The 24,259-nt window shown below is 61.9% G+C and carries 19 protein-coding genes and 1 pseudogene; 8 read left to right on the top strand and 12 right to left on the bottom strand.

The features are described from left to right. The first annotated feature begins 15 nt into the window (after nt 1-15). A complete protein-coding gene (locus CA260_RS16010) occupies nt 16-1,098 on the top strand; it encodes a glycosyltransferase family 4 protein (RefSeq protein ID WP_111984024.1) in 1,083 nt (360 codons plus the stop codon). Nucleotides 1,099-1,159: 61 nt separating this feature from the next. Here the strand turns inward: CA260_RS16010 and CA260_RS16005 are convergent, their stop codons facing one another. From CA260_RS16005 to CA260_RS15995, 3 genes are all read right to left on the bottom strand, one after another. Continuing rightward, nucleotides 1,160-2,404, bottom strand: coding sequence for a lipopolysaccharide biosynthesis protein (locus CA260_RS16005; protein ID WP_111984023.1), 1,245 nt, complete (start codon nt 2,402-2,404; stop codon nt 1,160-1,162). After that, nucleotides 2,401-4,380 carry a tetratricopeptide repeat protein gene (locus tag CA260_RS16000; RefSeq protein WP_111984022.1) on the bottom strand — a complete coding sequence of 660 codons (1,980 nt, stop codon included), beginning with the start codon at nt 4,378-4,380 and terminating at the stop codon, nt 2,401-2,403. The genes CA260_RS16005 and CA260_RS16000 overlap by 4 nt, the downstream gene beginning before the upstream one ends. A 255-nt stretch (nt 4,381-4,635) precedes the next feature. Continuing rightward, nucleotides 4,636-5,094 (bottom strand): pilin, encoded by a 459-nt coding sequence (locus CA260_RS15995; protein WP_111984021.1) that lies wholly within the window; start codon nt 5,092-5,094, stop codon nt 4,636-4,638. Between the two features lie 490 nt (nt 5,095-5,584). On the opposite strand from CA260_RS15995, the gene CA260_RS15990 reads away from it, so the two are divergent. After that, complete coding sequence (locus CA260_RS15990) at nt 5,585-7,663, top strand: alpha/beta hydrolase family protein (RefSeq protein WP_111984020.1); 2,079 nt, start codon at nt 5,585-5,587, stop codon at nt 7,661-7,663. Nucleotides 7,664-7,729: 66 nt separating this feature from the next. Here CA260_RS15990 and CA260_RS15985 read toward each other — a convergent pair whose 3' ends face one another. The 7 genes from CA260_RS15985 to miaB form a co-directional block, all read right to left on the bottom strand. Then, nucleotides 7,730-9,424, bottom strand: a complete 1,695-nt coding sequence (locus CA260_RS15985; protein ID WP_172461870.1) for a tetratricopeptide repeat protein — start codon at nt 9,422-9,424, stop codon at nt 7,730-7,732. Between the two features lie 667 nt (nt 9,425-10,091). Beyond that, nucleotides 10,092-11,108 (bottom strand): magnesium/cobalt transporter CorA, encoded by a 1,017-nt coding sequence (gene corA / locus CA260_RS15980; RefSeq protein ID WP_111984018.1) that lies wholly within the window; start codon nt 11,106-11,108, stop codon nt 10,092-10,094. A 46-nt stretch (nt 11,109-11,154) separates the two neighbouring features. Continuing rightward, a complete protein-coding gene (locus tag CA260_RS15975) occupies nt 11,155-12,408 on the bottom strand; it encodes a DUF4105 domain-containing protein (RefSeq protein ID WP_111984017.1) in 1,254 nt (417 codons plus the stop codon). 26 nt (nt 12,409-12,434) lie between these two features. Further along, on the bottom strand, nt 12,435-13,283 hold the full coding sequence (locus CA260_RS15970; protein WP_111984016.1) for an HlyC/CorC family transporter: 849 nt from the start codon (nt 13,281-13,283) through the stop codon (nt 12,435-12,437). 261 nt (nt 13,284-13,544) lie between these two features. Next, on the bottom strand, nt 13,545-14,012 hold the full coding sequence (ybeY, locus tag CA260_RS15965) for an rRNA maturation RNase YbeY (RefSeq protein ID WP_111984015.1): 468 nt from the start codon (nt 14,010-14,012) through the stop codon (nt 13,545-13,547). Further along, nucleotides 14,009-14,995, bottom strand: coding sequence for a PhoH family protein (locus tag CA260_RS15960; RefSeq protein ID WP_111984014.1), 987 nt, complete (start codon nt 14,993-14,995; stop codon nt 14,009-14,011). Before CA260_RS15960 ends, ybeY begins: the two co-directional genes overlap by 4 nt. A gap of 207 nt (nt 14,996-15,202) precedes the next feature. Then, entirely contained in the window at nt 15,203-16,546 is a 1,344-nt protein-coding gene (gene miaB / locus CA260_RS15955) for a tRNA (N6-isopentenyl adenosine(37)-C2)-methylthiotransferase MiaB (RefSeq protein ID WP_111984013.1), read from the bottom strand. Nucleotides 16,547-17,196: 650 nt separating this feature from the next. Here miaB and CA260_RS15950 point away from each other — a divergent pair. Then, nucleotides 17,197-18,234, top strand: coding sequence for a lytic transglycosylase domain-containing protein (locus CA260_RS15950; RefSeq protein WP_111984012.1), 1,038 nt, complete (start codon nt 17,197-17,199; stop codon nt 18,232-18,234). Here the strand turns inward: CA260_RS15950 and CA260_RS15945 are convergent. Beyond that, a complete protein-coding gene (locus tag CA260_RS15945; protein WP_111984011.1) occupies nt 18,220-19,407 on the bottom strand; it encodes a S1C family serine protease in 1,188 nt (395 codons plus the stop codon). The two genes, CA260_RS15950 and CA260_RS15945, sit on opposite strands and share 15 nt — an antisense overlap. A 374-nt stretch (nt 19,408-19,781) precedes the next feature. On the opposite strand from CA260_RS15945, the gene petA reads away from it, so the two are divergent. The 5 genes and pseudogenes from petA (at nt 19,782) to CA260_RS15920 (ending at nt 23,751) form a co-directional block, all read left to right on the top strand. Beyond that, the gene (petA, locus tag CA260_RS15940; RefSeq protein WP_111984010.1) at nt 19,782-20,387 is read left to right on the top strand and encodes a ubiquinol-cytochrome c reductase iron-sulfur subunit; all 606 of its coding nucleotides are present in this window, start codon (nt 19,782-19,784) and stop codon (nt 20,385-20,387) included. After that, nucleotides 20,387-21,689 (top strand): annotated as a pseudogene (locus CA260_RS15935) (cytochrome b). The gene petA and the pseudogene CA260_RS15935 overlap by 1 nt, the downstream one beginning before the upstream one ends. Nucleotides 21,690-21,702: 13 nt before the next feature. Next, nucleotides 21,703-22,437, top strand: coding sequence for a cytochrome c1 (locus CA260_RS15930; protein WP_111984009.1), 735 nt, complete (start codon nt 21,703-21,705; stop codon nt 22,435-22,437). Between the two features lie 75 nt (nt 22,438-22,512). Beyond that, a complete protein-coding gene (locus CA260_RS15925) occupies nt 22,513-23,136 on the top strand; it encodes a glutathione S-transferase N-terminal domain-containing protein (protein WP_111984008.1) in 624 nt (207 codons plus the stop codon). Nucleotides 23,137-23,301: 165 nt separating this feature from the next. Continuing rightward, complete coding sequence (locus CA260_RS15920) at nt 23,302-23,751, top strand: ClpXP protease specificity-enhancing factor (RefSeq protein WP_238149787.1); 450 nt, start codon at nt 23,302-23,304, stop codon at nt 23,749-23,751. A 14-nt stretch (nt 23,752-23,765) separates the two neighbouring features. On the opposite strand, the gene CA260_RS15915 is transcribed toward CA260_RS15920, so the two are convergent. Continuing rightward, a complete protein-coding gene (locus CA260_RS15915; protein ID WP_111984007.1) occupies nt 23,766-24,176 on the bottom strand; it encodes a DUF3301 domain-containing protein in 411 nt (136 codons plus the stop codon). Nucleotides 24,177-24,259: the final 83 nt, after the last annotated feature.

The raw sequence follows: 24,259 nt of genomic DNA, 5'->3' as shown, positions 1-24,259 counted from the left end.
AGGATGGATTGAGAAATGCCGGTTAGCGTGAGGCTGTTGTCGAAGTTCGCACGGTTGGGGGCAAGCTCCCGGCTGCGCATGTTGCAGTACCTGCCAACACTCGATCGGTTCGGCATTACTGTTGATCATCATCCCTTGCTGTCGGATGCATACGTGAAAGCCTTATATGAGGGCAAGTCGTATGCGTCGCGGGTACTGGCTGGAGGTCACTACGTAAAGCGGATTCACGAGTTGTTGCGCACAAATCCCGGTGATCTGGATTGGGTGGAAGGGGAATTCCTTCCTTTCCTGCCCCGTAGCCTTGAAAAAGCCTTCATGCGTGGATCACGTCCGTTTATCGCCGAATATGACGATGCGCTATTTCATCGTTACGATATATCGTCTAGTGCTGTCGTGCGCTCAATGCTTGGCAACAAGATCGATGCCGTGATGCGCGATGCGGCCTGTGTGATTGCTGGAAATCGATATCTCGCCGAGCGAGCGCAGAGTGTTGGCGCCGCGCGAGTGGAAGTAATTCCTACAGTCGTAAATGCCGACCGGTATAAGCCCGTAGTGCATAAGGAACGAGAGCGACTCGTCATTGGCTGGATTGGATCGCCGGTAACTCAGCACTATCTATATGCGTTGCATGGGGCACTGCGTGAAGTCTGCGCTCGCCATGGCGCATTTTTGAGGTTGATTGGTGCACGTCCGGAGGTTGCCGAACGTCTGCCCGGCGTTCCGCTGGAGTGCGTTCCGTGGACAGAGCAAGACGAGGTGGCTCTATTGTCCGGGATGGATGTCGGGATTATGCCGCTGCTCGATGGTCCTTGGGAGCGCGGCAAATGCGGCTACAAGCTAGTCCAATATATGGCCTGTGGATTGCCAGTGCTTGCGTCGCCTATCGGCGTGAATTCGGATCTGGTTAAGCCTGACGTGAATGGATTCCTTCCTGTCAGTTCGGATGATTGGATTGAAACGCTATCGCTGTTGCTGAGCAGCGTCGAGGTTCGGCAGCGCTTGGGAATGGCGGGTCGCGCTCGGGTCGAGGCGGAATTGTGCGTCCAGGTCCAGGCACCAAGGTTGGCTGAAGTCATGCATGGGGTGGCGGGCCGATAATGCGTAGATAGCCCTATCCTCACGGGCTAAAGTCGAACGCTTGGTTGTGTCGCCTCGTGGCTCATGCTCGGGTGCGAGATGGTGTCATGTAGTCCAGTATCAGCGCGGTACCTATGATGGCCATCGCCCACTCTGAACACGCCAGGGCCCATGGCAAGCCCACGGCACCAAAACGCGCAGTAAACGCAATAGCAGCAATCACTAGCACCACGATGCCGGTGATTTCGAAGCCCACGCGTACCCACGGTTTGCCGAGAGCCATCAAGATGGTGCCAGAGGTCATTCGCAGTGCTAACCCCGGCGCGGCTAGACATAACCAACGTAAGGTGTGATCCAAGCCATGGTATTTCGCACCGAAAAGCCATTCGAATACCGGCGCGATTGACCATAGGATGACGGTAATCGCAAGCATGTAAACGAGGGTGGCTCCGAAGATACGCAGTAGTAGACGGCTGGTAAGTTCGGGGTGGTCGAGCCTCTCGCGGAATAACCTTGGCATAGCTGATGCCATCAGCGCGTTTACCGGCAATGTCGTCGCAACAATAACGCGTGCGCCAGCCGAGTAAACACCAGCCATTGATAATGGCAGCAATTTGGTGGCGAGCGCCTTGTCGAGCTCCCCAGGTCCGCTGGCGGTAATCGCTATCGCGGCATATCCAGCCGCCTCGCGCAGTTCAGCGACGCTCGGTAAACGCCATTGGCGTGGGGATGGCCAAGCAGATGGAAGAGTTCGCACTGCAAACACGAGTGCCAGCAGGGACAGCGCAGGGTAGATATACGAATACGCGACCAAGGGGTTGTTGGCGCGCATCAGGAAGATGCCGGCTGCAGCGACGAGGCGTAATGCCAGCGGCAAGGTTTTCAGCAGTTGCGAGCCTGCGACGCGGCCGAGTCCGTGGTGTTCATAGGTCGCGAGGCCGAATAGTGGTTGTAGCCACAGCTCGGCAACTCCGATGGCGAGCAACATCGACCAAGGCACATTGGCAGCGCGTAGCGCCAGCAGGCAGGTTGCGAAATAAATGGCCAGTAATGCGCCACCGCATAACAGGGTGATTGGGATCGCATAGGGCAGGATCTGTCCGCGACGCGAAGGTGCTTTGGCGACCTCGCCCAGCAGTACGATGTTTGTGCCAAATGTCGAAATTGTTCCGAGCAATGCCGCCAAGGCGGCGACGCCCGCGAACGCGCCGAATTGGTATGGCCCCAACATTCGCGCAACCAGCAGCAAGGTGCCCGCCTGTACCAGCGTGTACAAACCCAATATGAAGGTCGTGCGTATAGTGCCTCGTGCGATCGCGCCCTTCATTGCGATTCTTTCGAATCGCGCCGGGTTGTGATGGGTTTGCCTGGTTCGACAGCGTGCTCCAGTTTAGAAATCTGCTCATCGAGCCGGCCCGCATAATTCAAGCGTCGCAGCGCTTCGATCTGCTCTAGTGTTTTGTCCGTCTGACCGTTGCGCGCATACAGCGCTGCCAAGTCGACGCGGTAGGCTGGTTCGCTCGGCTCGCCTGCGACCGCAAGCGCCAAGTATTTTTCCGCCTCCATATCGTCATGCAGGATGTCAAACTGCAAGGTTGCGTAGGCACCGTAGAGTCGTGCGATGGTGTGCGGTCGTGACAATGCTGCCCGATAGGCGCGCTGCAGTTGATTAAGATCGAATTTGCAGGTGCCATGGCGATAACATTGAGTAAGCGCAATCAGTGCGGAGATGTTTTCCTGGCCAGTTGGCTGGTCGCGCAGTTTACGCACCATCGAATCCCAGTAAGCGCTGTCGTCATCTTGCTGATCGTGATCGACGAGCATGATCAAGGCCTGATCAGGTAGGGCGGACGAACCAGGAATCGCGGCGGCTTGCCGCAAGTATTTCATGGAATCATCGCGCGTCTTGCCTGGCTCATAGTTCGACGCAATCAGCAGCAGGCGGCCCGCTTCATATACCGCACGTTCCGACGTGGGATGGTAGCTGGCTTCTGCAACGGCCAGGCGCAGCGGGTTGGACCATTCCCGTGCGCGCAGATGGGTGGATAGCGCGAACCATAGTATCGCGACTGCAACCAGGAACCCTCGCACTATCGGAAGCGTGATCCTCCGGCGCAGGCCAAGCAGGCACGTCCCTGCTGCCAGCAATACGCCGATCGACGCAAAATACATGCGCTGTTCGTACACCAGTTCAAGCGGAATAATGGTGGCAGTCAGCAGTTGCGCGGCAAAAAACCAGCCGATGCCAAGCGAAATCAGCGGTTGGCGATTGCGCAGCAAGATGGCCAAGACGATCAACGCAGCCAACACAATGATTGCGCCCAACGTGGTCCACGGCGTCAGTAGTCCCGTCGATATGGTGATCTCATCGTGATACAGGCTCAGCACCATGGGGTTGGGCAACAGGGTCCAGTGCAAATAGTCCACCAGTACGCGTGGCTCGGTTAGCAGGCGCTGTGCCAGAGTGAAATCGCGGCCTGCCCACGAACTGGGGCGCAGGGCAGAGCGCAACAGCCATGCAAACCCCAGTGCCGCGGGAACAAACAGTGTGGTGGCGAAAGTCCACCAGAGGCGAGCATCAGTCGTCTGCTTTTTCGTGCTGTTTGCGAGCGTGTTCTCCGCGGGAATGGCGCGTGCGAATCGCAGGATGATCCATTCGGCCAGGAACGCGAAGACGGGCAGCAAGACCGCTGTTTCTTTCGACGTCAGCCCCAGCACTGTGCCGAACACGATGCCACTGACAATTAGGGCGAGACCCTGTCGGTCGCGCCGTGAAGTGCGTGCCGTCAACATCATCCAGCGGCCGTGCAGGTACGCCCACAGTCCCGCCAGGATGAAAATCTGGCACAGGCTTTCCATGCGTTGCACCACATACAACACTGCCATCAGATTAATCGGCAGCAGCATCCAAGCCGTACTTACGATCAGCGCGACGCGTGTTGCAGCGGCCCAATCGAAGGGTTCCCCTTTGGCTCTATCCGGGAGTGTGGTTTGAGCGACGGCGGGAAACCCGTCTTGTCGTAGACCTAGCAACTGCAGCAATGCCCGCAGCATGCAAAACAGTAGCACGCCGTTGATCAGGTGGATGGCGATATTGGTGATCTTGAACGGCGACGGGTCACCGGCGCCGGCATACCAGTTCATCGAGAACGTAAGCGATGCCAGTGGCCGTCTCAGAAAGCTTGATGGTGACGACACCGCCGAATTCACCCACGCGGCCAGCGTCGAATGTCCCTGCGTGATGTGGATGGCCGCGTTTTCCACGATATTCGGGTAGTCGTCGAATACCCAGCCGCCGGCCATGCCTGGCGCATATACGGCTACCGTAGCAGTGGCCGCAAGCGCTAGCAGAATCCAGGGTAACCATGGGCGAGTGCGTTCATTTACGCGCATCAATACTATCCGGCCCGCTTGGAGTAGGTCATGTTAGCGAAACAGTCTGCACGGCTGGTGCCGGTCTTCCGCGGTTGTGGTTGAGCGTTGCATAGAAATCATCGCTCCATATAAAAGGAAGGGCCGCACGAGGCGGCCCTTCCAGAGTCTATTGCTAGAAAGTTATTAGCGGCAAGCGGCCGGGAGGTACTTGGACGGCACGGTGCCACCCTGACCCGAGCACTTCCAACTGATGGAGCCGGTGGAGCCATTGGCCCACGCGGTGCCATTGCTATCAAACGGGGCGTAGATGATGGTCTTGTTGTCCGCATCAGAGTTGGTGCCGGTAACCGTGGCCGTGATCTTACCGGAGCCGGCCGTGTCGATCTGCACATTGGTCACGTACTGCGATGCAATGGTGGCCGGCAGACCCGCAGAGGCGTTGCTCTTCGGGAGAAGGCCCGTGGACTGGACGGACTCGGCAACAGCAGTACGCGCCATGTCGATGGCGGAGACTGCTTCGGTCACCTTCGAGCGGATGATGTAGTTCTGGTAGGCCGGCACGGCGATGGCGGCCAGGATCGCGATGATCGCCACGACGATCATCAGTTCGATCAGGGTAAAGCCCTTCTGTACGTTCTTCATGGTGGTTCCTCAGTTTGATTAGCTAACCGGTAATGCCCCCTGAGCCCCGGCCCCGATTTCCCCCTAGGCGGGATCGGTTCCCCTTACAGCGGTCTGGAACGACCAGGAAGCTCGCGGCATTCGCAGCATGTTGTATGCCACGCCTGCCGTTGACAGGTACCCGCGGCCTTGCGGGTGCAAGGATTGTGCATAGGGTCACGAAGGGGGGCAAGCGATTGGGTTCGCTAAGTTCTTGGGATTGTGGCGCACGTCGCGGGGTCGCCCGAAATACTGCCGAAACTGGGCGTGAAGTGACGTGAAATGTCACTTTTTGTCTTGTGATCTGGTTTGCACAAGGAGTCATTTACCAAAGGCTGCCGTGAACGTAACAGCGGTGTGGAGTGCCTTAGCAATCCTTGCAAGGCGCGACTTTCGCTGCCACACCGCGTCTTGCACTCCGTGCCGTCGCCTCTTACCGTCAACGCCTTCGTAGCACCCAAGGATCCCTCCGATGAAACCAATGTTTATCGCGCTGGCGCTTGCGCTGGCCGGACCTTCTGCCGTCGCGGCCGAGGTCGAGAACCACGGCCCGCACCCGTTCAATATCCGCGACCTTGTCATGATGGATCGCGTGGGCGATCCGCAGCTGTCGCCGGATGGGCGCTACGCGCTCTATACCGTACGTGCCACCGACTACGCGGCCAATAAGGGTGTGACATCGATCTATCTGTTGGATCTGGGCAAGGGCGGAACGCCGGTGAAGCTGGTGGAGAAGGCTTCGTCGCCGCGCTGGGCGCCGGATGGCCAGGCGTTCTACTACGTCGCGGCGAAGGATGGCGTGGCGCAGGTTTGGCGCCGGTCGCCCACGGCTTCGGCGGAAGCAGTGCAGGTAACTCACGCCCCGGTCGACGTGGATGGCTACAAGCTCTCGCCGGATGGCAAGAGGATCCTGCTGACGTTTGGTGTGTTCACCGACTGCGCCGACCTGGCCTGCACCAAGGAGCGTCTGGATGGCCGCGCTGCCGACAAGGCGTCGGGCACGGTCTACGACAAGCTCTTCGTGCGTCATTGGGATACCTGGTCCGATGGTCGTCGGGCGCAGCTCTTCATTACTGACGTCGATAACGCGAGCGAACAGCCGATGCTTCTCAGCCGCGGCATCGATGGCGACGTGCCGAGCAAGCCGTTTGGTGGCGAAGACGAGTTCAACTTCTCGCCGGACGGCAAGACGGTCTATTTCAGCGTCCGTATCGCGGGCAAGACCGAGCCGTGGTCGACCAACTTTGACGTCTACAGCGTGCCTGCCGACGGTTCGACGGCGCCGAGCAACCTCACCGCTGCGAATCTGGCCTGGGATGCGTTCCCGTTGCCGTCGCCGGATGGCAAGACGCTTTACTACCTGGCGATGAAGACGCCGGTGTCGGAAGCAGACCGCTTCGGCATCATGGCGCTGGATCTGGCGACGGGCCAGAAGCACGAAGTCGCCCCCAACTGGGACCGCTCCGCCGGCGGCCTGCAGATTTCTGCTGACGGCAAGACGCTTTACGCCACCGCGGATGACCAGGGTCAGCATCCGTTGTTTGCCATCAATGCAGAGACCGGCAAGGTTACGACGCTTGTGACTGCCGGCGATGTCGGTGCGTACTCGGCCGGCAAGTCGAAGCTGCTGGTGCAGCGCGACGACCTCAAGCGTTCGGCTGACCTTTACGTGGCCGACCTGCAGGGCAAGGGCCTCAAGCAGGTGACGCACTACAACGCCGCACGCCTGAAGAACGCGCAGATGGGCGAGCCGGAGTTCTTCACTTTCAAGGGTTGGAACAACGAGACGGTGCAGGGCTATGTGGTGAAGCCGGCCAACTACAAGTCGGGCAAGAAGTACCCGGTGGCCTTCATCATCCACGGCGGTCCGCAGGGTGCGATGAGCAATGGCTGGAGCTATCGCTGGAATCCGCAGACCTACGCGGGTCAGGGTTTTGCCGTGGTGACCATCAATTTCCACGGTTCCACGGGTTACGGCCAGGTCTTCACCGACTCCATCTCCGGTGACTGGGGTGGCAAGCCGCTGGAAGACCTGAAAGCAGGTTGGAGTGCGGCGCTTTCCAAGTACAAGTTCCTGGATGGCGATCGCGCATGCGCGCTGGGCGCCAGCTATGGTGGCTACATGACGTATTGGATCGCCGGCGTGTGGAACCAGCCGTGGAAGTGCCTGGTGGACCATGATGGTGTGTTCGACGCGCGTGCCATGTACTACGACACTGAAGAGCTCTGGTTCGAAGAGCGCGAAAACGGTGGCACGCAGTACGAACACCCGGAGAACTACGAGAAGTTCAACCCGATCAATCACGTCAAGGACTGGCGTGTGCCGATGCTGGTAATCCATTCGGCCAAGGATTTCCGCATCCCGGATACGCAGGGTCTCGGCGCCTTCACGGCGCTGCAGCGTCGCGGTATCCCGAGCAAGTTGCTGCACTTCCCGGATGAGAATCATTGGGTGCTCAAGCCGCAGAACAGCGTGCAGTGGCATGAGACGGTCAATGCCTGGTTGAAGCAATGGACGTCGGCGGAGAACGCCAAGGACGCCGCGAAGTAAGCGTGGGAAGCAAGTAAGAGAAAGGCGGCCCCAGGGCCGCCTTTTTTCATCAAGAGTTCGTTGTCACTACTGGTGGGTTGGAATTTCTTGGCGTTCCGAGGCAAGCGCCGAGTTCAGCACCTCCTTTGTTTCCGCATCCTCTGGGGCGAGCGCCAGGGCCGCGCGGAGAACGCCTTGGGCGTCTTTCAGCTGCCCTTGCTGCATGAGCAACTGGCCAGTCAACAAGTAGTAGGTGTGGAGTGTGCTTTTGTTACGGATGATTTCTGTTGACCGGCGGACCCGTTCCAGTGCGATGGCTGCCCGGTCTGGTTCGTGTTGCCACAGGGCAAGCAGGGCAATCTTCAACATGCAGGGAGTACACGGCGCTGGATCGGCAAGCACCTCGTCGCCGAATTTTCGAGCGGCCGCGTAGTCCTTGTTCTTCATATAGATGAAGAGCAGGTTGTTCTTGGGTTGGATGTCGTGAGGGTTCAACAAGAGAGCCGAGCGCCACAAGGTGACGTCATTTGTCCAATTGGGTAAGACAAGGCGGATGCCGATGATCGAGAAAACAATCCAGAGGGACACTGAGATTGCTGTTGTGAGCCTCGCTACTCTATCGGGAATGTGGTCACTAAGCCGCGCAGGTCGGCGCAGCAAGGGCGCCATGGAGCAAGCCATGGCAAGCGCCATAGTGGCATAGCGCTCGTGATAGAGGTTCATTTCGAATTCGAACTCCACTGGGATGATGTGGAGGACCGGCAGCAAAGCCGCAGTGATCGCAACGAGTATGTAGCCGATTGGTGCCTTGTGTCGAAGCGCGAGATACAAGCCGCCACCGACAATGCCTAGTGTCACTACGATGGAAAACAACGCATCCAGTGTGATCGGTCCCAGAAACTCCTTGTGCAAATATGGATGAATAGGACTCATGCCGGACATCGGCCAGATCATGACCTGAAGGTAGTGCACGTAAATCGTGCTGATTTCCCGAAGGCGGGCCAGAGACGGGGCGGCTGTGGTGGAGAAGTTGCTTGTGACAGACCCGAGCGCCCAGTGCCGGAATCCCAGATAGGCGATTCCTGCCACAACGATGCCCATATACGTGTGCCAATTGCGTCGCAACGTGGCCCCTATGCTGGCGCCGAAGCGTTGATCTTTTCTTCCCGAAAACAATATCCAGTCGAACAGGACCAGTAGGAGTGGAAACGAGATGGCTGCTTCCTTGGTGCAGGCGGCAAGGAAGAAAATCGTCATGGTGGTGGCTGCGCGAGGATAAGGGCGCTGGATGCCAAGATTCGCAATCAGTCCAAGAAGTACGAGTAGTACCAGCATTAGATCGAACTGACAGCCGATCCACGCGACGGTCTCTATCAGCGCCGGATGCAGGCCATATATCAGCATGCAAAGCGGAGCCAGCCATGGGTATCGCCCTGGATTCACTCTAGACAGGGTGGCACAGCGCCAGGCCAGCACTCCTACCAGGGTGACGTCGATCAGATGGAGGGCGAGCGACACCGCGTGCATGGGGCCAGGCGCGCCAGCGAATAACCTCAGCTGAAGAGCAAATAGGCCGACGCCTAGTGGTCTGAAGTAGTACTTCCAGTTGTTGAAATCACGGAAGATGTAGTGCTTCCACTGGTCACCCTGCGTCAGCCACGGTGTGTCGTGAAAGCTTTGCCAATCGTCCCACACGAAGTTGAAGTGGAGGACGGGCCAATAAAGTAGGGTGACAGCCAGCAGGGCAATGATCCCGAGGCCATAGGTCAAGCGGTATTGCATGCGTTCCCCCGCGATTGAAGGGCCTACTTCCAATGGCCTCTCGGGCTGAGTCATCGGCCACGAAGGCGAATCGACGGCTTATGAAACCTCGATGTTAGAAGATTTCAGGCAGCGGCGAACCAACGATCAAGCAATAGGCTAAGCAGTACGAGCTTCATCCGTGATGAGCCTGATGTTTACTGCGGTGTTCTTCACGCCCCTCCTTGACGTGGCTGTTGGCCTCGGACAATGGCGCCGGATGGTTGAGTCGATGGGCTTGATCCAAGGAGCCACGGGGGCACTTGACCGGCCTTCTGGTTGCGGCCTCGCCTGCGGATCTGGCGGCCGAGTTCATGGTTGTAGAGCTGGTGGGCTTCGATACTGCTCCCGACCGGTGGGCGCGGCTTACCATTCTCAGCACGGCAGTAGCGTACACAGCATTGCTGCTGTCCTTGGGTAGTCGGACGATGTGGAGCAGGCACGACTTGCGGGCCGTGGCGTCCGCGAGAATTGGATCGGCAGGCATGCGCGTGTCTTCAAAAACCCCCGGCCTTTCCTTAAAAAGCAGGACGCTGTGCCATCGCACCGGTGGTGCAACGGACTGGCATCAGACGCGAGACCGTTCGCATCGCGCTTCGGTGTCTGAGGTGGGGCAATCCTTCAATGGCCCGGTCGTTCCCTGGTCGTGTCAAAGCCAGCGATTGCGCTTAAGTATGATGTAGATCGTTCCCACGATCGTAAGCACCAGCCCGATGATCACGGGATAGGCCCAGGGCTTGTTGAGCTCTGGCATATGCGCGAAGTTCATGCCGTACCAGCTGGTTATCAACGTAGGCGCTGCAAGCATCGCGGCGTAACCTGCCAGGCGCTTCATGACTTCGTTCTGCCCGAACGTCACCAGCGAAAGGTTGACGTTGATGGCGGCGGCGAGCATCTCGCGCATCGCGCTGATCGATTCGTTGACGCGGAATACGTGGTCGTACACGTCGCGGAAATAGGCGCGGAGTTCGTCCGGAATCAGTTGTGGATGCAGCCGCACGAGTTGGCTGATGATGTCCTGCAACGGCGCCGCGGCCAGGCGCAGCGTCATCAGGTCGCGCTGCATGTCGTACAGGCGGCGGATGGTGCTGCGATTGAAGGTATCGGCAAAGATGTCCTTCTCCAGCTCCTGCAGTTCCTCGCGGAAGTCCCGCACGATCGGCAGCAGGTTGTCGACGATGAAGTCGAGTACGCCGTAGAGCCCGTAACTGGGTCCAAGTGCGAGAAGTTCCGGTGTGTGCTCGCAGTTGCGCCGCGCAGGTGCATAGGACAACGACGCGCCATGGCGAACGGTCACAAGATAGCGGGCGCCCAGGAAGATGTGCGTTTCGCCGAAAGCGATATGGCCGCTCACCAATTGTGCGGTCTGCACCACGATGAACAGCGAGTCGCCGTAGGTCTCGATCTTGGTGCGCTGATGGGCATGTTGGGCGTCTTCGATCGCAAGGTCATGCAGATCGAATTCTTCCTGGATCTTGTCCAGCAGCGCCGCATCCGGCTCATGCAGCCCCACCCACACAAACGTATCGGGTTGCTTGAGAACTTCGCTGATGTCGTCCAGGCTTACATCGCCGATGCGTCGGCCGTCGGAGTGATAGGCGACGCAGTTGACGACCATGCCCGTTGACGGGGTGGCTGCGGGTACAGGCTGTTTGGTTATCGACATGGGCGAATGATGCGCTGCCATCCAAGACACGGCAACGACAACACATTCAGCGTGTACGGCCGCTCAACCATGCACCTCGGCGCATGCACCAAGCCAACGCCAGCCAGCACGGCATGGCGAACAGCAGCCAGGGCTGGTTTTGCTGGACCACGCCGGGCAGCAGGTGCAACAGCCATGCGGCGAGCACTGCCAGCAGCTGAAGTGCAATCAGCATGTTGGCCATGCGTGAGTCCACGGCTCCGCGCCGAGATCGCCATACCGAGGCGACCAGCAAGCATGCCAGCGGGTTGAACAGCAGCAGGTTGGCGTTGGCCCAGGCGGAGTGATGGGTGGTCAGCGTCCACAGGATGAGCAGGGCGACGCCGACCACGCCGGCCAGCACCAGATACAGCGTGCCGAGCAGTGCGTAGACAGTCGATGCAAACCGATGCGTGGCGATGAGCGCTACGGCGAAAGCCAGGCCGGCCAAGGCCAGCGGCAGGCGTAGATCCGGTGCCTCGGAAGGCGGGGGCGTCAGGCGGTTGGCGGAGACCAGTTGTTCGTCTTGCACCAGCGGATGCGCGCCGCCATCTGCGCTCGCCACGGATACGCTGCGGATGTCTTCCTGCAGCACCATCGGTAGGAAGCTCTCCTGCCAGGCGTTGAGCGGCTGATCCGCATAGGGGCCGAGGCCGAGGTCGAGGATCAGCATCAGCCAGGCCTGCTGGCTCATCAGGCGCGCCGTCTGCTGGCGATAGGTCATCCGTGCAGGGCGAGCCTCAAGCTGCTTCTTCAGGGTGCCGCCCAGCGCCTTGTCCAGCGCGTCGCGCACGCGGGTCGCGCAGTTGTTCGCGTAGTAGTCGTAGTCGTAGCGCACGTTTTCCGGGCGCAGGTTCCACAGGAGGAAGTCGCGCAGGTCGGCGGCTTGTGCGGCGGTGAAGTCGAGCCGTTGACGAGTGACCGAACGGCCAACGTCCATGTAGTAATGCTGGTCGATATCACTGGGCGCAGCATCCATGAGGTAATGCATGCTTCCGCGCGCGAAATGCAGCAGGAATCCGGCTTCGTCGAAGTCGAATACACCGTAGTTGAAGGTGAATGCCTCGCCGCTGGCCGTGTCGCGCAGCTCGATCGCGTCGTGGCCGAAGCGTTCCCAATAAGTGTCTCCCGGACCGTAGGTGATCAGCGAGACTTCAAGGTTGGCGCCCGGCGCATTGGCGATGCCCGCTTGTGCAGGCGGTGCACAGCCAAGGACGCCGAGCAGGAGAAACAGGCAGAACGCCGCCAGCCGGCGGCCAAGGTACTGTGAGGGTGCGGGCATGAGCGTCCTGCCTGATCGATGCACGATCAGTCTTCCTGGCGATGGGTAACTCGGAACGCCTGCACGCGGCGATCGTCCGCTTCGGTGACGTGGAAGAGGAAGTCGCCAATGGCGATTTCCTCGCCGACTTCCGGCAGGTGGCCGAACTCGGAGGTGCACATGCCGCCGACCGTGTCGAACTCTTCGTCGGAGAAGCTGGCGCCGGTCTGTTCGTTGAAGTCGGCAATGGGCGTGAGCGCGCTGACGAGCCAGCCGCCGCCGGACTGCTCGTGCATCAGCGTGGGTTCTTCCTCGTCGTCGTGCTCGTCGTCGATCTCGCCGACGATCTGCTCGAGCACATCCTCGATGGTGATGAGGCCGGCGACGCCGCCGTATTCATCCACCACCAACGCCATGTGGTTGCGCGTATGGCGGAACTCCGCCAGCAGCACGTTCAGGCGCATCGATTCGGGAATCAGTACGGCCGGGCGCAGCACCGTGCGGACGTCGAAATGGTCGCCGTCACCGACGAACTTCAGCAGGTCCTTGGCCAGCAGGATGCCGAGGATCTCGTCCTTGTCCTCGCCGTGCACGGGGAATCGCGAGTGTCCGGACTCGACCACGATCTCGAGGATCTCGCGCAGCGGTGCTTCGGCGGACACCATGACGATCTGGGTGCGCGGCACCATGACGTCGTCCACGCTCAGCTCGGTAACCTTGATCGCACCCTCGACCATGGTCAGGGTGTCGTTGGACATCAGGCCGTTGGCCTGGGCGGTGCGCAGCTCTTCGATGAGCTCCTTTCGGTTGCGCGGCTCGCCGGAAAACAAATGACCCAGTCGATCCCACCACTTGCGGTGGGCCGGGCCGCTGGTACTGCCAGGGTCCTCGTTCATTACTCTTGTTAGCTCTGCCCGGAACCGGGCGGAGTGGCCAGTCTAGCGGAAAAAACGTGACGATTCAGGAACAAGCCGCCGCGCCCGCTTTTCCGTGCTGATGGAACGCGGCGCTTTTCTCCCTCTCCCCTCCGGGGAGAGGGCAGGGTGAGGGGTGGGTGCTCGCGGTAAGGCCAATTCAGAGCCGGCTTCGACGCAGGGGTGCCGCGAGATTGGCCCCTCACCTCCATCCTCTCCCCGGAGGGGAGGGGAGGTAGAAGCTCAGGCGTCGTACGGGTCGGCAATCCCCAGCCCGGCCAGAATCTGTGTCTCCAACGCCTCCATCGCCTCGGCCTCGGCATCCTCGATATGGTCGTAACCCAGCAGGTGCAGCACGCCGTGCACCGTCATGTGCGCCCAGTGGTCGCGTGGCAGCTTGCGCTGCTCCTTCGCCTCGCGCGCCACCACGGGGGCACAGATCACCAGGTCGCCGATCAGCGGCAGCTTCACGCCCGGCGGCAGCTCGACGGGAAAGGACAGCACGTTGGTGGCGTAGTCACGCCCGCGGTAGGTGCGGTTGAGCGTGCGGCCCTCCTTCGCATCCACCACGCGGATGGAAAGCTCGGTGGCCTTGCGGCGCCTGGCGCCACGCAGCGCTGCCTCCGCCCACGTGCGGAAGCTGGCGGCGGAGGGCACGCCCTTGCGGGGCGCCGCATAGCCCAGGGACAGCGTCAACGGCGCGACGCTCACTTGGGCGGGTCCTCGTTGGCCTGCTCGAACGCCTCGTAGGCGCGCACGATCTTCGCCACCAGCGGATGGCGCACCACGTCGCGCGAGGTGAAGAACGTGAAGCTGATGCCATCGACACCGCGCAGCACCTCGATGGCGTGGCGCAACCCTGAGCGCACATGGCGCGGCAGGTCGATCTGGCTGACGTCGCCGGTGATCACCGCCACCGAACCGAAGCCGATGCGCGTGAGGAACATCTTCATCTGCTCGGCGGTGGTGTTCTGCGCCTCGTCGAGGATCACGTACGAATCGTTGAGCGTGCGGCCGCGCATATAGGCGAGCGGGGCGATCTCGATCACGTTGCGCTCGATCAGCTTGGCGACCTTTTCGAAGCCGAGCATTTCGTACAGCGCGTCATACAGCGGGCGCAGGTACGGATCGACCTTCTGCGAAAGATCGCCAGGAAGGAAGCCCAGCTTCTCGCCGGCTTCCACTGCCGGGCGCACCAGCAGCAGGCGCTGCACTCGATTGGCTTCCAATGCCTCGACTGCACTCGCCACGGCGAGATAGGTCTTGCCGGTGCCGGCCGGGCCGACGCCGAAGCTGATGTCGTGCGTGGTGATGGCGTGCAGATAGCGAGCCTGGTTGGGGCCGCGACCCTTGATCAGGCCCCGCTTCACCTTGATGGCGACTTCCTGCGCGCCCTCGGCGGCTTCGTTGACGATCGCCTCGATGCCCGATTCGGCCAGATGCAGGTTGATCTTCGCGCCGTTGAGCGATTCGGTCTCGGTGGTTGCATACAGCGCGTGCAACACCTTTTCGGCCGCACGTACCGCACCTTCTTCGCCGATCACCTGGAACAGATTGCCGCGATGATTGATCTCCACGCCCAGGCGCAATTCCACCTGGCGCAGGTGTTCGTCGAACGGGCCGCACAGGTTGGAAAGACGGGCGTTGTCTTCAGGTTCGAGGGCGAAGTCGCGTTGGGAAAGGCCGTTGGTCATGGGGATTGTCGAAGAGTTCGAGGAGGGACCCTTCTCCCCTCGGGAGAAGGTGCCGGCAGGCGGATGAGGGTGCGGCCGGAGCGTCCGACCGATGGTCCCTCCAAAGTTGGAACTTGAGGTAAGACCCTTACCCTCACCCCAACCCCTCTCTCCCACGGGGACTTCCTTCGGTCGCCGGCGGGAGAGGGGCTTTTAGAGGCATCAAGCTCAAGCGGCGGCTTCATCGGCAAGATGCACGCGGCCACGCAGCGAATTGCTCATGGCTTCGGTGATCACCACGTCGATGAACTGGCCGATCATCCGCTCATGGCCAGGAAAGTTCACGAAGCGCATGTTCTCGGTGCGGCCGGTGAATTCATTGGGGTTCTTCTTGCTGGGCTTTTCCACCAGCACGCGCTGCACGGTGCCCACCATCGCCTCGTTGATCTTGCGGGCGTTGTCGTTGAGCTTGGCCTGCAGGCGCGAAAGGCGCTCGTGCTTCACCTCGGACGAGGTGTGATCCTCGAGGTTGGCGGCGGGTGTGCCGGGGCGCGCAGAGAAGATGAAGGAGAAGCTCTGGTCGAAGCCGACGTCCTCGATCAGCTTCATGGTCTTCTCGAAATCCTCGTCGGTCTCGCCGGGGAAGCCGACGATGAAGTCCGAGGAGAGGCAGATGTCCGGGCGCACGGCGCGCAGCTTGCGGATCTTCTGCTTGAATTCCAGCGTGGTGTAGCCGCGCTTCATCGCAGTGAGGATGCGGTCCGAACCGGCCTGCACCGGCAGGTGCAGGAAGTTGCACAGCTGCGGCACGTTGGCGTACGCCTCGATCAGCGAGTCGGAGAACTCCAGCGGGTGCGAAGTGGTGAAGCGGATGCGGCCGATGCCCTCGATCTGCGCGATGGCGTGGATCAGCACGGCCAGGTCGGCGATGCCGCCGTCATGCGTCGGGCCGCGATAGGCGTTGACGTTCTGGCCCAGCAGGGTCACTTCGCGCACGCCCTGTTCGGCGAGCTGGGCCACTTCCACCAGCACGTCGTCGAACGGGCGGCTGATCTCCTCGCCGCGGGTGTAGGGCACCACGCAGTAGGAGCAGTACTTGGAGCAGCCTTCCATGATGGAGACGAAGGCGGTGGGGCCTTCGGCGCGCGGCTCGGGCAGACGGTCGAACTTCTCGATTTCCGGGAAGCTGATGTCCACCTGCGGCTTGCCGCTCTCGCGGCGCGCCTCGATCAGCTCGGGCAGGCGATGCAGGGTCTGCGGGCCGAACACCAGGTCCACGTACGGCGCGCGCTTGATGATGTCCTTGCCTTCCTGCGAGGCCACGCAGCCGCCCACGCCGATCAGCACCGGCTTGCCGCCCTGCTTGTGTTCCTTCCAGCGGCCGAGCTGGCTGAACACCTTTTCCTGGGCCTTCTCGCGGATCGAGCAGGTATTGACCAGGATGACGTCCGCCTCGGACTCGTCCTGCGTCAGTTCCAGCCCATGCGAGGCCTTGAGCACGTCCGCCATCTTGGCCGAGTCGTACTCGTTCATCTGGCAGCCGTGGGTTTTGATGAAAAGCTTGCCGGTCATGGGATGAGAGCCTGTTTAATGCCTTTCCATGGTCTGCGCCGGGCCTGTGTGCCCGCCGGCCAAGGAAGAATGATGGAGTGTATGTCGATACACGGCTGAGTGATGACGCTGGATGGTGGGCACACAGGCCCAGCCCTTTGGGTTGTGTACAAATGGCCACCAGAGAGCGGCCTGCGGCTTGACCTGACAGCCAGTCAGGCGCTGCGCCACAGTCCACTCCCTGGTGGCCATTTGTGCACAACGCAGACTATGGAAAGACATTAAACAGGCTCTTGGTACCGTCGTTCGCTTGGCGGCGGGAAGATCGCCGAACCGCACAGTTTACGCTCCCCGCTTTGCGCCTGCCACCCGAAGAGCCAGCTTGGTCAGATACTTGCATGCCTGAAACGCCTGCGAGGTCGGCAAGCTTGCCCTGCCGCACGAAATGGCCAGGTGCCACTTGGCTCATGCCTTGGCCGGGGGCACACTGCGACGTGCCTGCCACCGTCCAGGCGGGGCGGGATGCATCAAGAAGGGGGGGGTATGGGTGTGTTGGGCCGGGGTCGCGTCGTGGTCACGATGCCGCGACCGGTGCGAACGTCGTGATCCGGCGGCTTTTGCCATGGATCCATGACCCGGCTGTTCGGCGGCTGGCGGCCGTTTGCGTCTTCATGCTGGGGCTGCTTGGCCCGGCCGCCGCCAGCCACGCGGGCGCTCTTTATCGCTGCAGCGGGACGTCCGGCGAAGTGGTGTTCAGCAGCAGCGCGGTGGGCTACCAGGGCTGCACCCGGATTGCCGGTGCGCCCGAGCCCGTGCGTCGCAAAACGGTGGCAAAAGCGCCGGCACCGACGCTTTCGGGCGTCCAGGGTTCGGTCGGGACGTCCGCGACCAAGGCGCCGACCGTGGCGCCGCCGGTAACCTCCCTGGCCTGGGTGCAGGATTCCGTGGAAACCACGGCGCGCCGCGTGCCGCCATCCCGTGCTCCCGATGGCAAACCGGGGCAGTGGAGCTACAGCGAAACCAGCCCGGCCCGCAGCCGTTCCGTGCCCGACAAGCCGGTGGCGGACGTATCCGCGGATGGCGACCGTGTATTACGCGGCGCGGTCTATCGCATCGTCCGCAAGGACGGCAGCGTGGAATACACCAACCTTCGCCCGGCGGGGGCGCAGGGGCCAGCGGTGACGATGCTGTTCACCTATATCGCCACCTGCGTGGCCTGCAACCTGCACTCGAACATCCGCTGGGATTCGGTCGCGCTCAATCTTGCGGCGTACGCGGATGTGATCCAGCTCGCCAGCCAGGAATCTGGCGTTGATGAGGCCTTCCTGCGCGCGATCATCCATGCCGAAAGCGCATTCAATCCCCGCGCGCTTTCCATCAAGGGAGCCCAGGGCCTGATGCAGCTGATGCCAGGTACGGCGCTCGACATGGGCGTCAAGGACGCCTTCGATACCGCGCAGAACATCCGGGGCGGCGCCCGCTACCTCGGCCTGCTGCTGCGCACCTTCAATGGCAACGAGCAATTGGCTGCCGCCGCCTACAACGCGGGGCCTGGCGCCGTGCAGCGTTACAACGGGGTGCCGCCGTATGACGAAACCCGGGTCTACGTCGAGCGTGTCGGCACGCTGCGTCGCCGCTACGGGCAGGCCATCCACGTGCCCGGCGGCCGGGCGCCCGTGGTGACGGGCGGGGTATCAGCCATCCAGTGAGGCGGTCGGCGTCAGCGGCGGGCGCTGGGCCAGGATCACCTCGGTGCGGAACGGCGTGCCGTTGCGCAATCCCGACACTTCCACCTTGCTTCCCGGCTTGAGGGCGGCCTCGTGCCGGCGCAGGTCGGCCGGCCCGACGATGTCCTCCTTGCCCAGCCGCAGCAGGATGTCATGCGGCTGGATGCCCGCCTGGGCAGCCGGGCCACCCGGGTAGATGTCGGTGACCAGGGCGCCGCGCGCGGCGGCGGGCAGGCCGCTGTCGGCCGCGACGGGAACGAAGGTGTAGTCCGCGCCCATCCAGCCGCGCACCACATGGCCGGTGTCGATGATCTGGTCCAGCACCTTCTTCGCGCTGGCCACCGGGATGGCGAAACTGATGCCTTCGGCGTTGGCGGCCTTGCCGATCAGCAGGGTATTGATGCCGACCAGTTCGCCCTCGGTGTTGACGAGCGCGCCGCCCGAGTTGCCGAGGTTGATCGCCGCATCGGTCTGGATGAAATCCTCGGGGCTGCCACTGCTCAGCTGCCGGCCGATGGCGCTGACGATGCCCATGGTCACGGTCTGGTTGAGACCGAGCGGATTGCCGATGGCCAGCACCACGTCGCCGGTGCGCACGGGCTGGCGGTCGGCGATATGGATGACCGGCAAGTTGCCCGCGTCGATCTTCAACACCGCCAGGTCGGTTTCCATGTCCGCGCCAACCACCTTGGCCTTGGCGACGCGACCGTCGTACAGCAGCACCTGGATGTCGTCGGCATTCGCGATCACGTGGTTGTTGGTGAGCACATAACCCTGGCTGCTCACGATCACGCCCGAGCCCAGGTTCTGCTCGCGCTTCTTGTAGGCCGGGCCGGCAGGGCGGCCGCCGAAGAGCCGTTGCAGCACGGGATCGGTATACATCTGCACGGCCTGCTCGGTGACCATCTTGTTCGCATAGATGTTCACCACCGACGGCGCCGCGCGCGAAACGGCGTCGGCATACGAGGCGGGGCCGCTGATGCGCGTGGCGGGCGCGGCGACCGCCGGAGCTTCCGCAGCGGGTTGCCCGACGCCGAAGTGTTGCCGCAGACGATTCCCGACATTGGGCCACAGGAGGCTGATGACGAAGGCTGCCGCCAGCCCGAGTACGACGAAGCGGGCAATGAAGGCGAGCGTGCCTGCGGCATGTTTCATGTCGTTATGCGTTTCGTGGCAAGGCGTTAGGTCGGATTGCGCGTAGGTGCGGCAAAAGCACCGCTTTTATTGTACGAGTCATGCCCTGACGCTACACTAACGCGATTTTGCGGGAGCCGGATTCTGCTGGCGCTTGCGAAGCGGGTCGTCCCGGGAACTTCCCGGTGCGCAAGGTGCCCGGAATCGAAAGCCTGCGGCTCTGCCGCATGCTCATCGTAGCGGCGCCGCGTGCCTGCTGTTTGGGGGAGTTGCTAGGATTTTTCTGGTCCGATGCGGAAGGATTTCCGCTGTCGTACATGTCGACGCGCTTGGCAAGCACCTGTGGAACTCTATAAGTTCCGCGTCTCAATGGCATGTAAGTACCGGAGAGCCTGATGGCGAACGAAGTCGTCGATCACGGCCGCCGCCGCTTCCTCACAGCGACCACGGCAGTGGTCGGAGGTGTAGGAGTCGTCGCGGCAGCTGTGCCCTTCATCAAGTCGTGGGAGCCCAGTGCTCGGGCGAAGTCCGCGGGTGCGCCGGTCACGGTCGACATCAGCAAGATCGAGGAGGGCCAGAAGGTCACCTATCCTTGGCGTGGTCTCCCGGTCTTCGTGGTCAATCGCACCAAGGCCCAGCTCGACGCGCTGCCCAGCCAGGACGGTCGTCTGGTCGACGCCAAGTCCGACCAGGGCTCGGCCGAGCAGCAGCCCAAGTACGCGCAGAACGAAGCACGCTCCATCAAGCCCGAGTGGCTGGTGCTGGTCGGCCTGTGCACCCACCTGGGTTGCGTGCCCGACTTCGTCCCCGTGATGAAGCCCGAGCCGTTCGATCCGGACTGGAAGGGCGGCTTCTACTGCCCCTGCCACAAGTCGCGTTACGACATGTCCGGCCGTGTCTACGCCGGCGTGCCGGCACCCAAGAACCTCTTGGTGCCCCCGTACCATTTCGTTGACGACACGCACATCCAGATTGGCGTGGATCCGAAGGAGGCCGGCTAATGGCCAACGTATTCACGCGCATCGGCGACTGGTTCAACGAGCGTGCGCCGGGCCTGATGCCCGTCTACCGCAAGCACATGACCGAGTACTACGCACCGAAGAACTTCAATCTTTGGTACTACTTCGGTTCGCTCGCCCTGCTGGTGCTGGTCAACCAGATCGTCACCGGCATCTTCCTCACCATGAACTACAAGCCCGACTGCGGCGCTCGCGTTCGCCTCGGTCGAGTACATCATGCGCGAGGTGCCGTGGGGCTGGCTGATCCGCTACATGCACTCCACGGGCGCGTCGATGTTCTTCGTGGTCGTGTATCTGCACATGTTCCGCGGCCTGATGTACGGCTCGTACCAGAAGCCGCGCGAGCTGGTGTGGCTGCTCGGCATGCTGATCTTCCTGGCGCTGATGGCCGAGGCCTTCATGGGCTACGTGCTGCCGTGGGGCAACATGTCGTTCTGGGGTGCCAAGGTGATCATCTCGCTGTTCGGCACGATCCCGGTGATCGGCGGCAGCCTGGTGGAGTGGATCATGGGCGACTACCTGCCTGCCGACGCCACGCTCAACCGCTTCTTCGCACTTCACGTGATCGCGCTGCCGATCGTGCTGCTGCTGCTGGTGGTGCTGCACCTGGCCGCACTGCATGAGGTGGGTTCGAACAACCCGGACGGCGTGGACGTCAAGCACGGCCCGAAGGGCAACCGCTGGGATCCGAACAAGCCTGCCGACGGCATTCCCTTCCACCCGTACTACACGGTGAAGGATACGTTCGGTGTCGGCTTCTTCCTGATCATCGCGGCGTTCATCATCTTCTTCGCGCCGACCTTTGGCGGCTGGTTCCTGGAGCACGACAACTTCCTGCCGGCCAACAACCTGGTGACGCCGACGCACATCAAGCCGTCGTGGTACTTCACCCCGTTCTACGCGATCCTGCGCATGATCCCGTCGTTCTTCGGCACGGCCTTCTGGGGCGTGCTGGGCATGTTCGGCGCCATCGCGCTGCTGTTCCTGCTGCCGTGGATCGATGCGGGCAAGGTGCGTTCGATCCGCTATCGCGGCACTGGCTTCAAGGTCGCGCTGCTGACGTTCGCCGGTTCCTTCATCGGCCTGGCGCTGGTGGGCGCGGGCGTGGTCGGCGAGAAGCTCGTCGAGTGGGTTCCCTCCGACGCAACCTTCTGGGAGAACGCGTTCGGTCGCGTGATGACGCTCCTGTACTTCGGGTACTTCGTGTTCCTGTGGTTCTACACGCGCCTTGGCTGGGAAAAGACCAAGCCGGTGCCGGAGCGGGTGGTGTTTGACCATGACTAAGCGACAGTCCCCGATGAAGAAAGCCATTTACTCGTTTGCACTTGCCATGGGTCTGCTGGTGGGCGCCACGTCCACCGTGTCCGCCGAGGAGGGCAAGCTGCCTTCCGCCGGCGTCAACATCCGTGACCAGGCTTCGCTCCAGCGTGGCGCCAAGCTGTTCTTCAACTACTGCGTCGGTTGCCACTCGCTGAAGTACGTGCGTTATTCGCGCATGGCCGAGGATCTCGGCCTGAGCGAAGGCGAGGTGATGAAAAACCTCAATTTCACCGGCGCGAAGTTCGGCGATCCGGTGGTCTCGCACATGCCGGAAGAGGCGGCCCAGCAGTATTTCGGCAAGGCACCGCCGGATCTCTCGCTGGAAGTTCGCACCAAGGAAGAGGGTGCGGACTGGGTCTTCGGTTACCTCAACTCGTTCTACGTGGATCCCAGCCGTCCGGTGGGTTGGAACAACACCGTCTTCCCGAACGCCTCCATGCCCAACCCCCTGTGGGAGCTTCAGGGCGTGCAGACGGCGGTGAAGAAGGAAGGTTCCGACGAGGTGGAGAAGCTGGAGCTGTCCCAGCCGGGCAAGCTGACGCCGGCCCAATACCAGCAGGCCACGCGTGACCTGACCGCCTTCCTCGAGTACGCCTCCGAGCCGGCCGCCCTGCAGCGCCAGCGCTACGGCATCTGGGTGCTGCTCTTCCTGGCGGGCTTCACTTTCCTGGCATATCTGCTAAAGAAGGAATATTGGAAGGACGTCCACTGAGGCGCCCCTCCAATGGCCCAGGGTACGGCGGCCTAGTGCCGCCGTATTCGCTTAATGTCGATGGGGAGATCGCGCATGGTTCAAAGCGCTCGTTCGCGTACCGCACTCACCCTGTACACCACCGCGGATGGCATCCAGTGCCACCGCACCCGTCTGGTGCTTGCAGCCAAGGGCGTCAGCTATGAACGGGTGCTGGTGGACCCGGCCAAGCCCCCCGAAGACCTGCTCGAGCTGAACCCCTACGGCACCACGCCGACCCTGGTCGACAGGGACCTCACCCTCTACAACACGGCAGTCGTCTGCGAATACCTGGACGAACGCTATCCCCATCCCCCGCTGATGCCGATCGATCCGCTGTCCCGTGCGCGGCTGCGCCTGGCCACGGTGCGCATCGAGCTCGACTGGCTGCCCGAGATTGAAACCATCAAGGCTGGCGGACGCCCGGCGGATGCCGCCCGCAAGCGGTTGCGTGAGCACCTGCTGGCCTCGCTGCCGCTCTTCAAGGCATCGCGGTTCTTCCTCAACCCCGAGATGAGCCTGACCGATTGCCTGGTGGCACCCGTGGTCTGGCGCCTGCCGTGGCTGGGAGTGGACCTGGGACGCGACGGCAAGCCCATCCTCGATTACGGCGAGCGGCTGTTCGCCAGCCAGGGCTATGCACGCAGCATGACCGCTGAAGAAAAGGCCATGCGGCCCTGATCCGATAGCCAGGGATCCGATGAGATGGCCGGCTATCGGCGTGACTGCCGCCGTGCCTGATGGCATGTCCTGCGCACCTCCCCTCGGCTTGGCATTACACTGCCGCCATCCATTCGACCAGGCTCCGGGAGGCTTCCGTGACGCCGGTCTCCAACGGGTTTTTGAATGACCGACGACAAGCTACCGCCGATGACCTCCAATCGCCCCTATCTCTTGCGGGCAATTTATGACTGGATCACCGACAACAACCTCACTCCCTACGTGCTGGTGGATGCCGCCCGCGAAGGCGTGCGGGTACCGCCTCAGGTCATCAAGAACGGCCAGGTGGTGTTGAACCTCGCGATGCGTGCTGTGGCCAACCTGGATCTCGGCAACGACTGGATCAGTTTCCAGGCCCGTTTTTCCGGCGTCAGCCACAACATCCATATCCCCGTGCAGGCCGTGCTGGCGCTCTACGCCCAGGAGAACGGGCAGGGCATGATGTTTCCTGCCGACGAAGGCGGGGACAACCCGCCGCCGCCCTCCGACCCTGATGACACGCCGCCCTCGCCCGAGAGCGATCAGGCGGGCGACAAGCCCAAGCGCAGCGCGCCCTTCCTGCGCGTCGTGAAATAAGGCCGGCAGCAGCCTCAGTGCAGGCTGCTGTCCCTGTTCAAGCGGGGACGCAGCGGCACGACGTTGCCGCTTTGCGAGGTTCGCGGCACGTGCTCTGCCATCAGGTCCGGCAGGTGGCTCTGGATCGTGGGAAGGCTCAGGCCGGTGAGGGCGCGGCCTGACATCCACAGTTTCCCTGGCTCCCGGTCGTCACCGTCGATGCTCACCTCGAAGGTATAGCAGCGCTCCCAGAACCATTGGCCTCTTGCACGTCGCAGCTTGAGGCTGCGCAGCCCCACGCTTTCATCCAGCAGCTGCAGGCCATGCTGGCGGCACAGCTGGCGCGCTTCCTGGGTTGCCTGCTCGCGGGCGCGGCTCAGCTTCAACCAGCCGCCTATGACAGCCAGCAGGACCAGCAACAGCATCAGGTCGGGAAGTTCACTCATGGAGCGAGAGTGTAGGCGGCGCGTGTGGCTTGCAAGGTGAAGGCAGCATGGCCGGGCACGAAGTCGGCTTTGGCCATGCCCCA

The organism is Dyella jiangningensis (genome assembly GCF_003264855.1).
In the GTDB taxonomy this organism is placed as follows: Bacteria; Pseudomonadota; Gammaproteobacteria; order Xanthomonadales; family Rhodanobacteraceae; genus Dyella; species Dyella jiangningensis_C.
The sequence above is the reverse complement of the archived record's forward strand: the minus strand, read 5'-3'. Positions and strand labels throughout refer to the sequence as shown.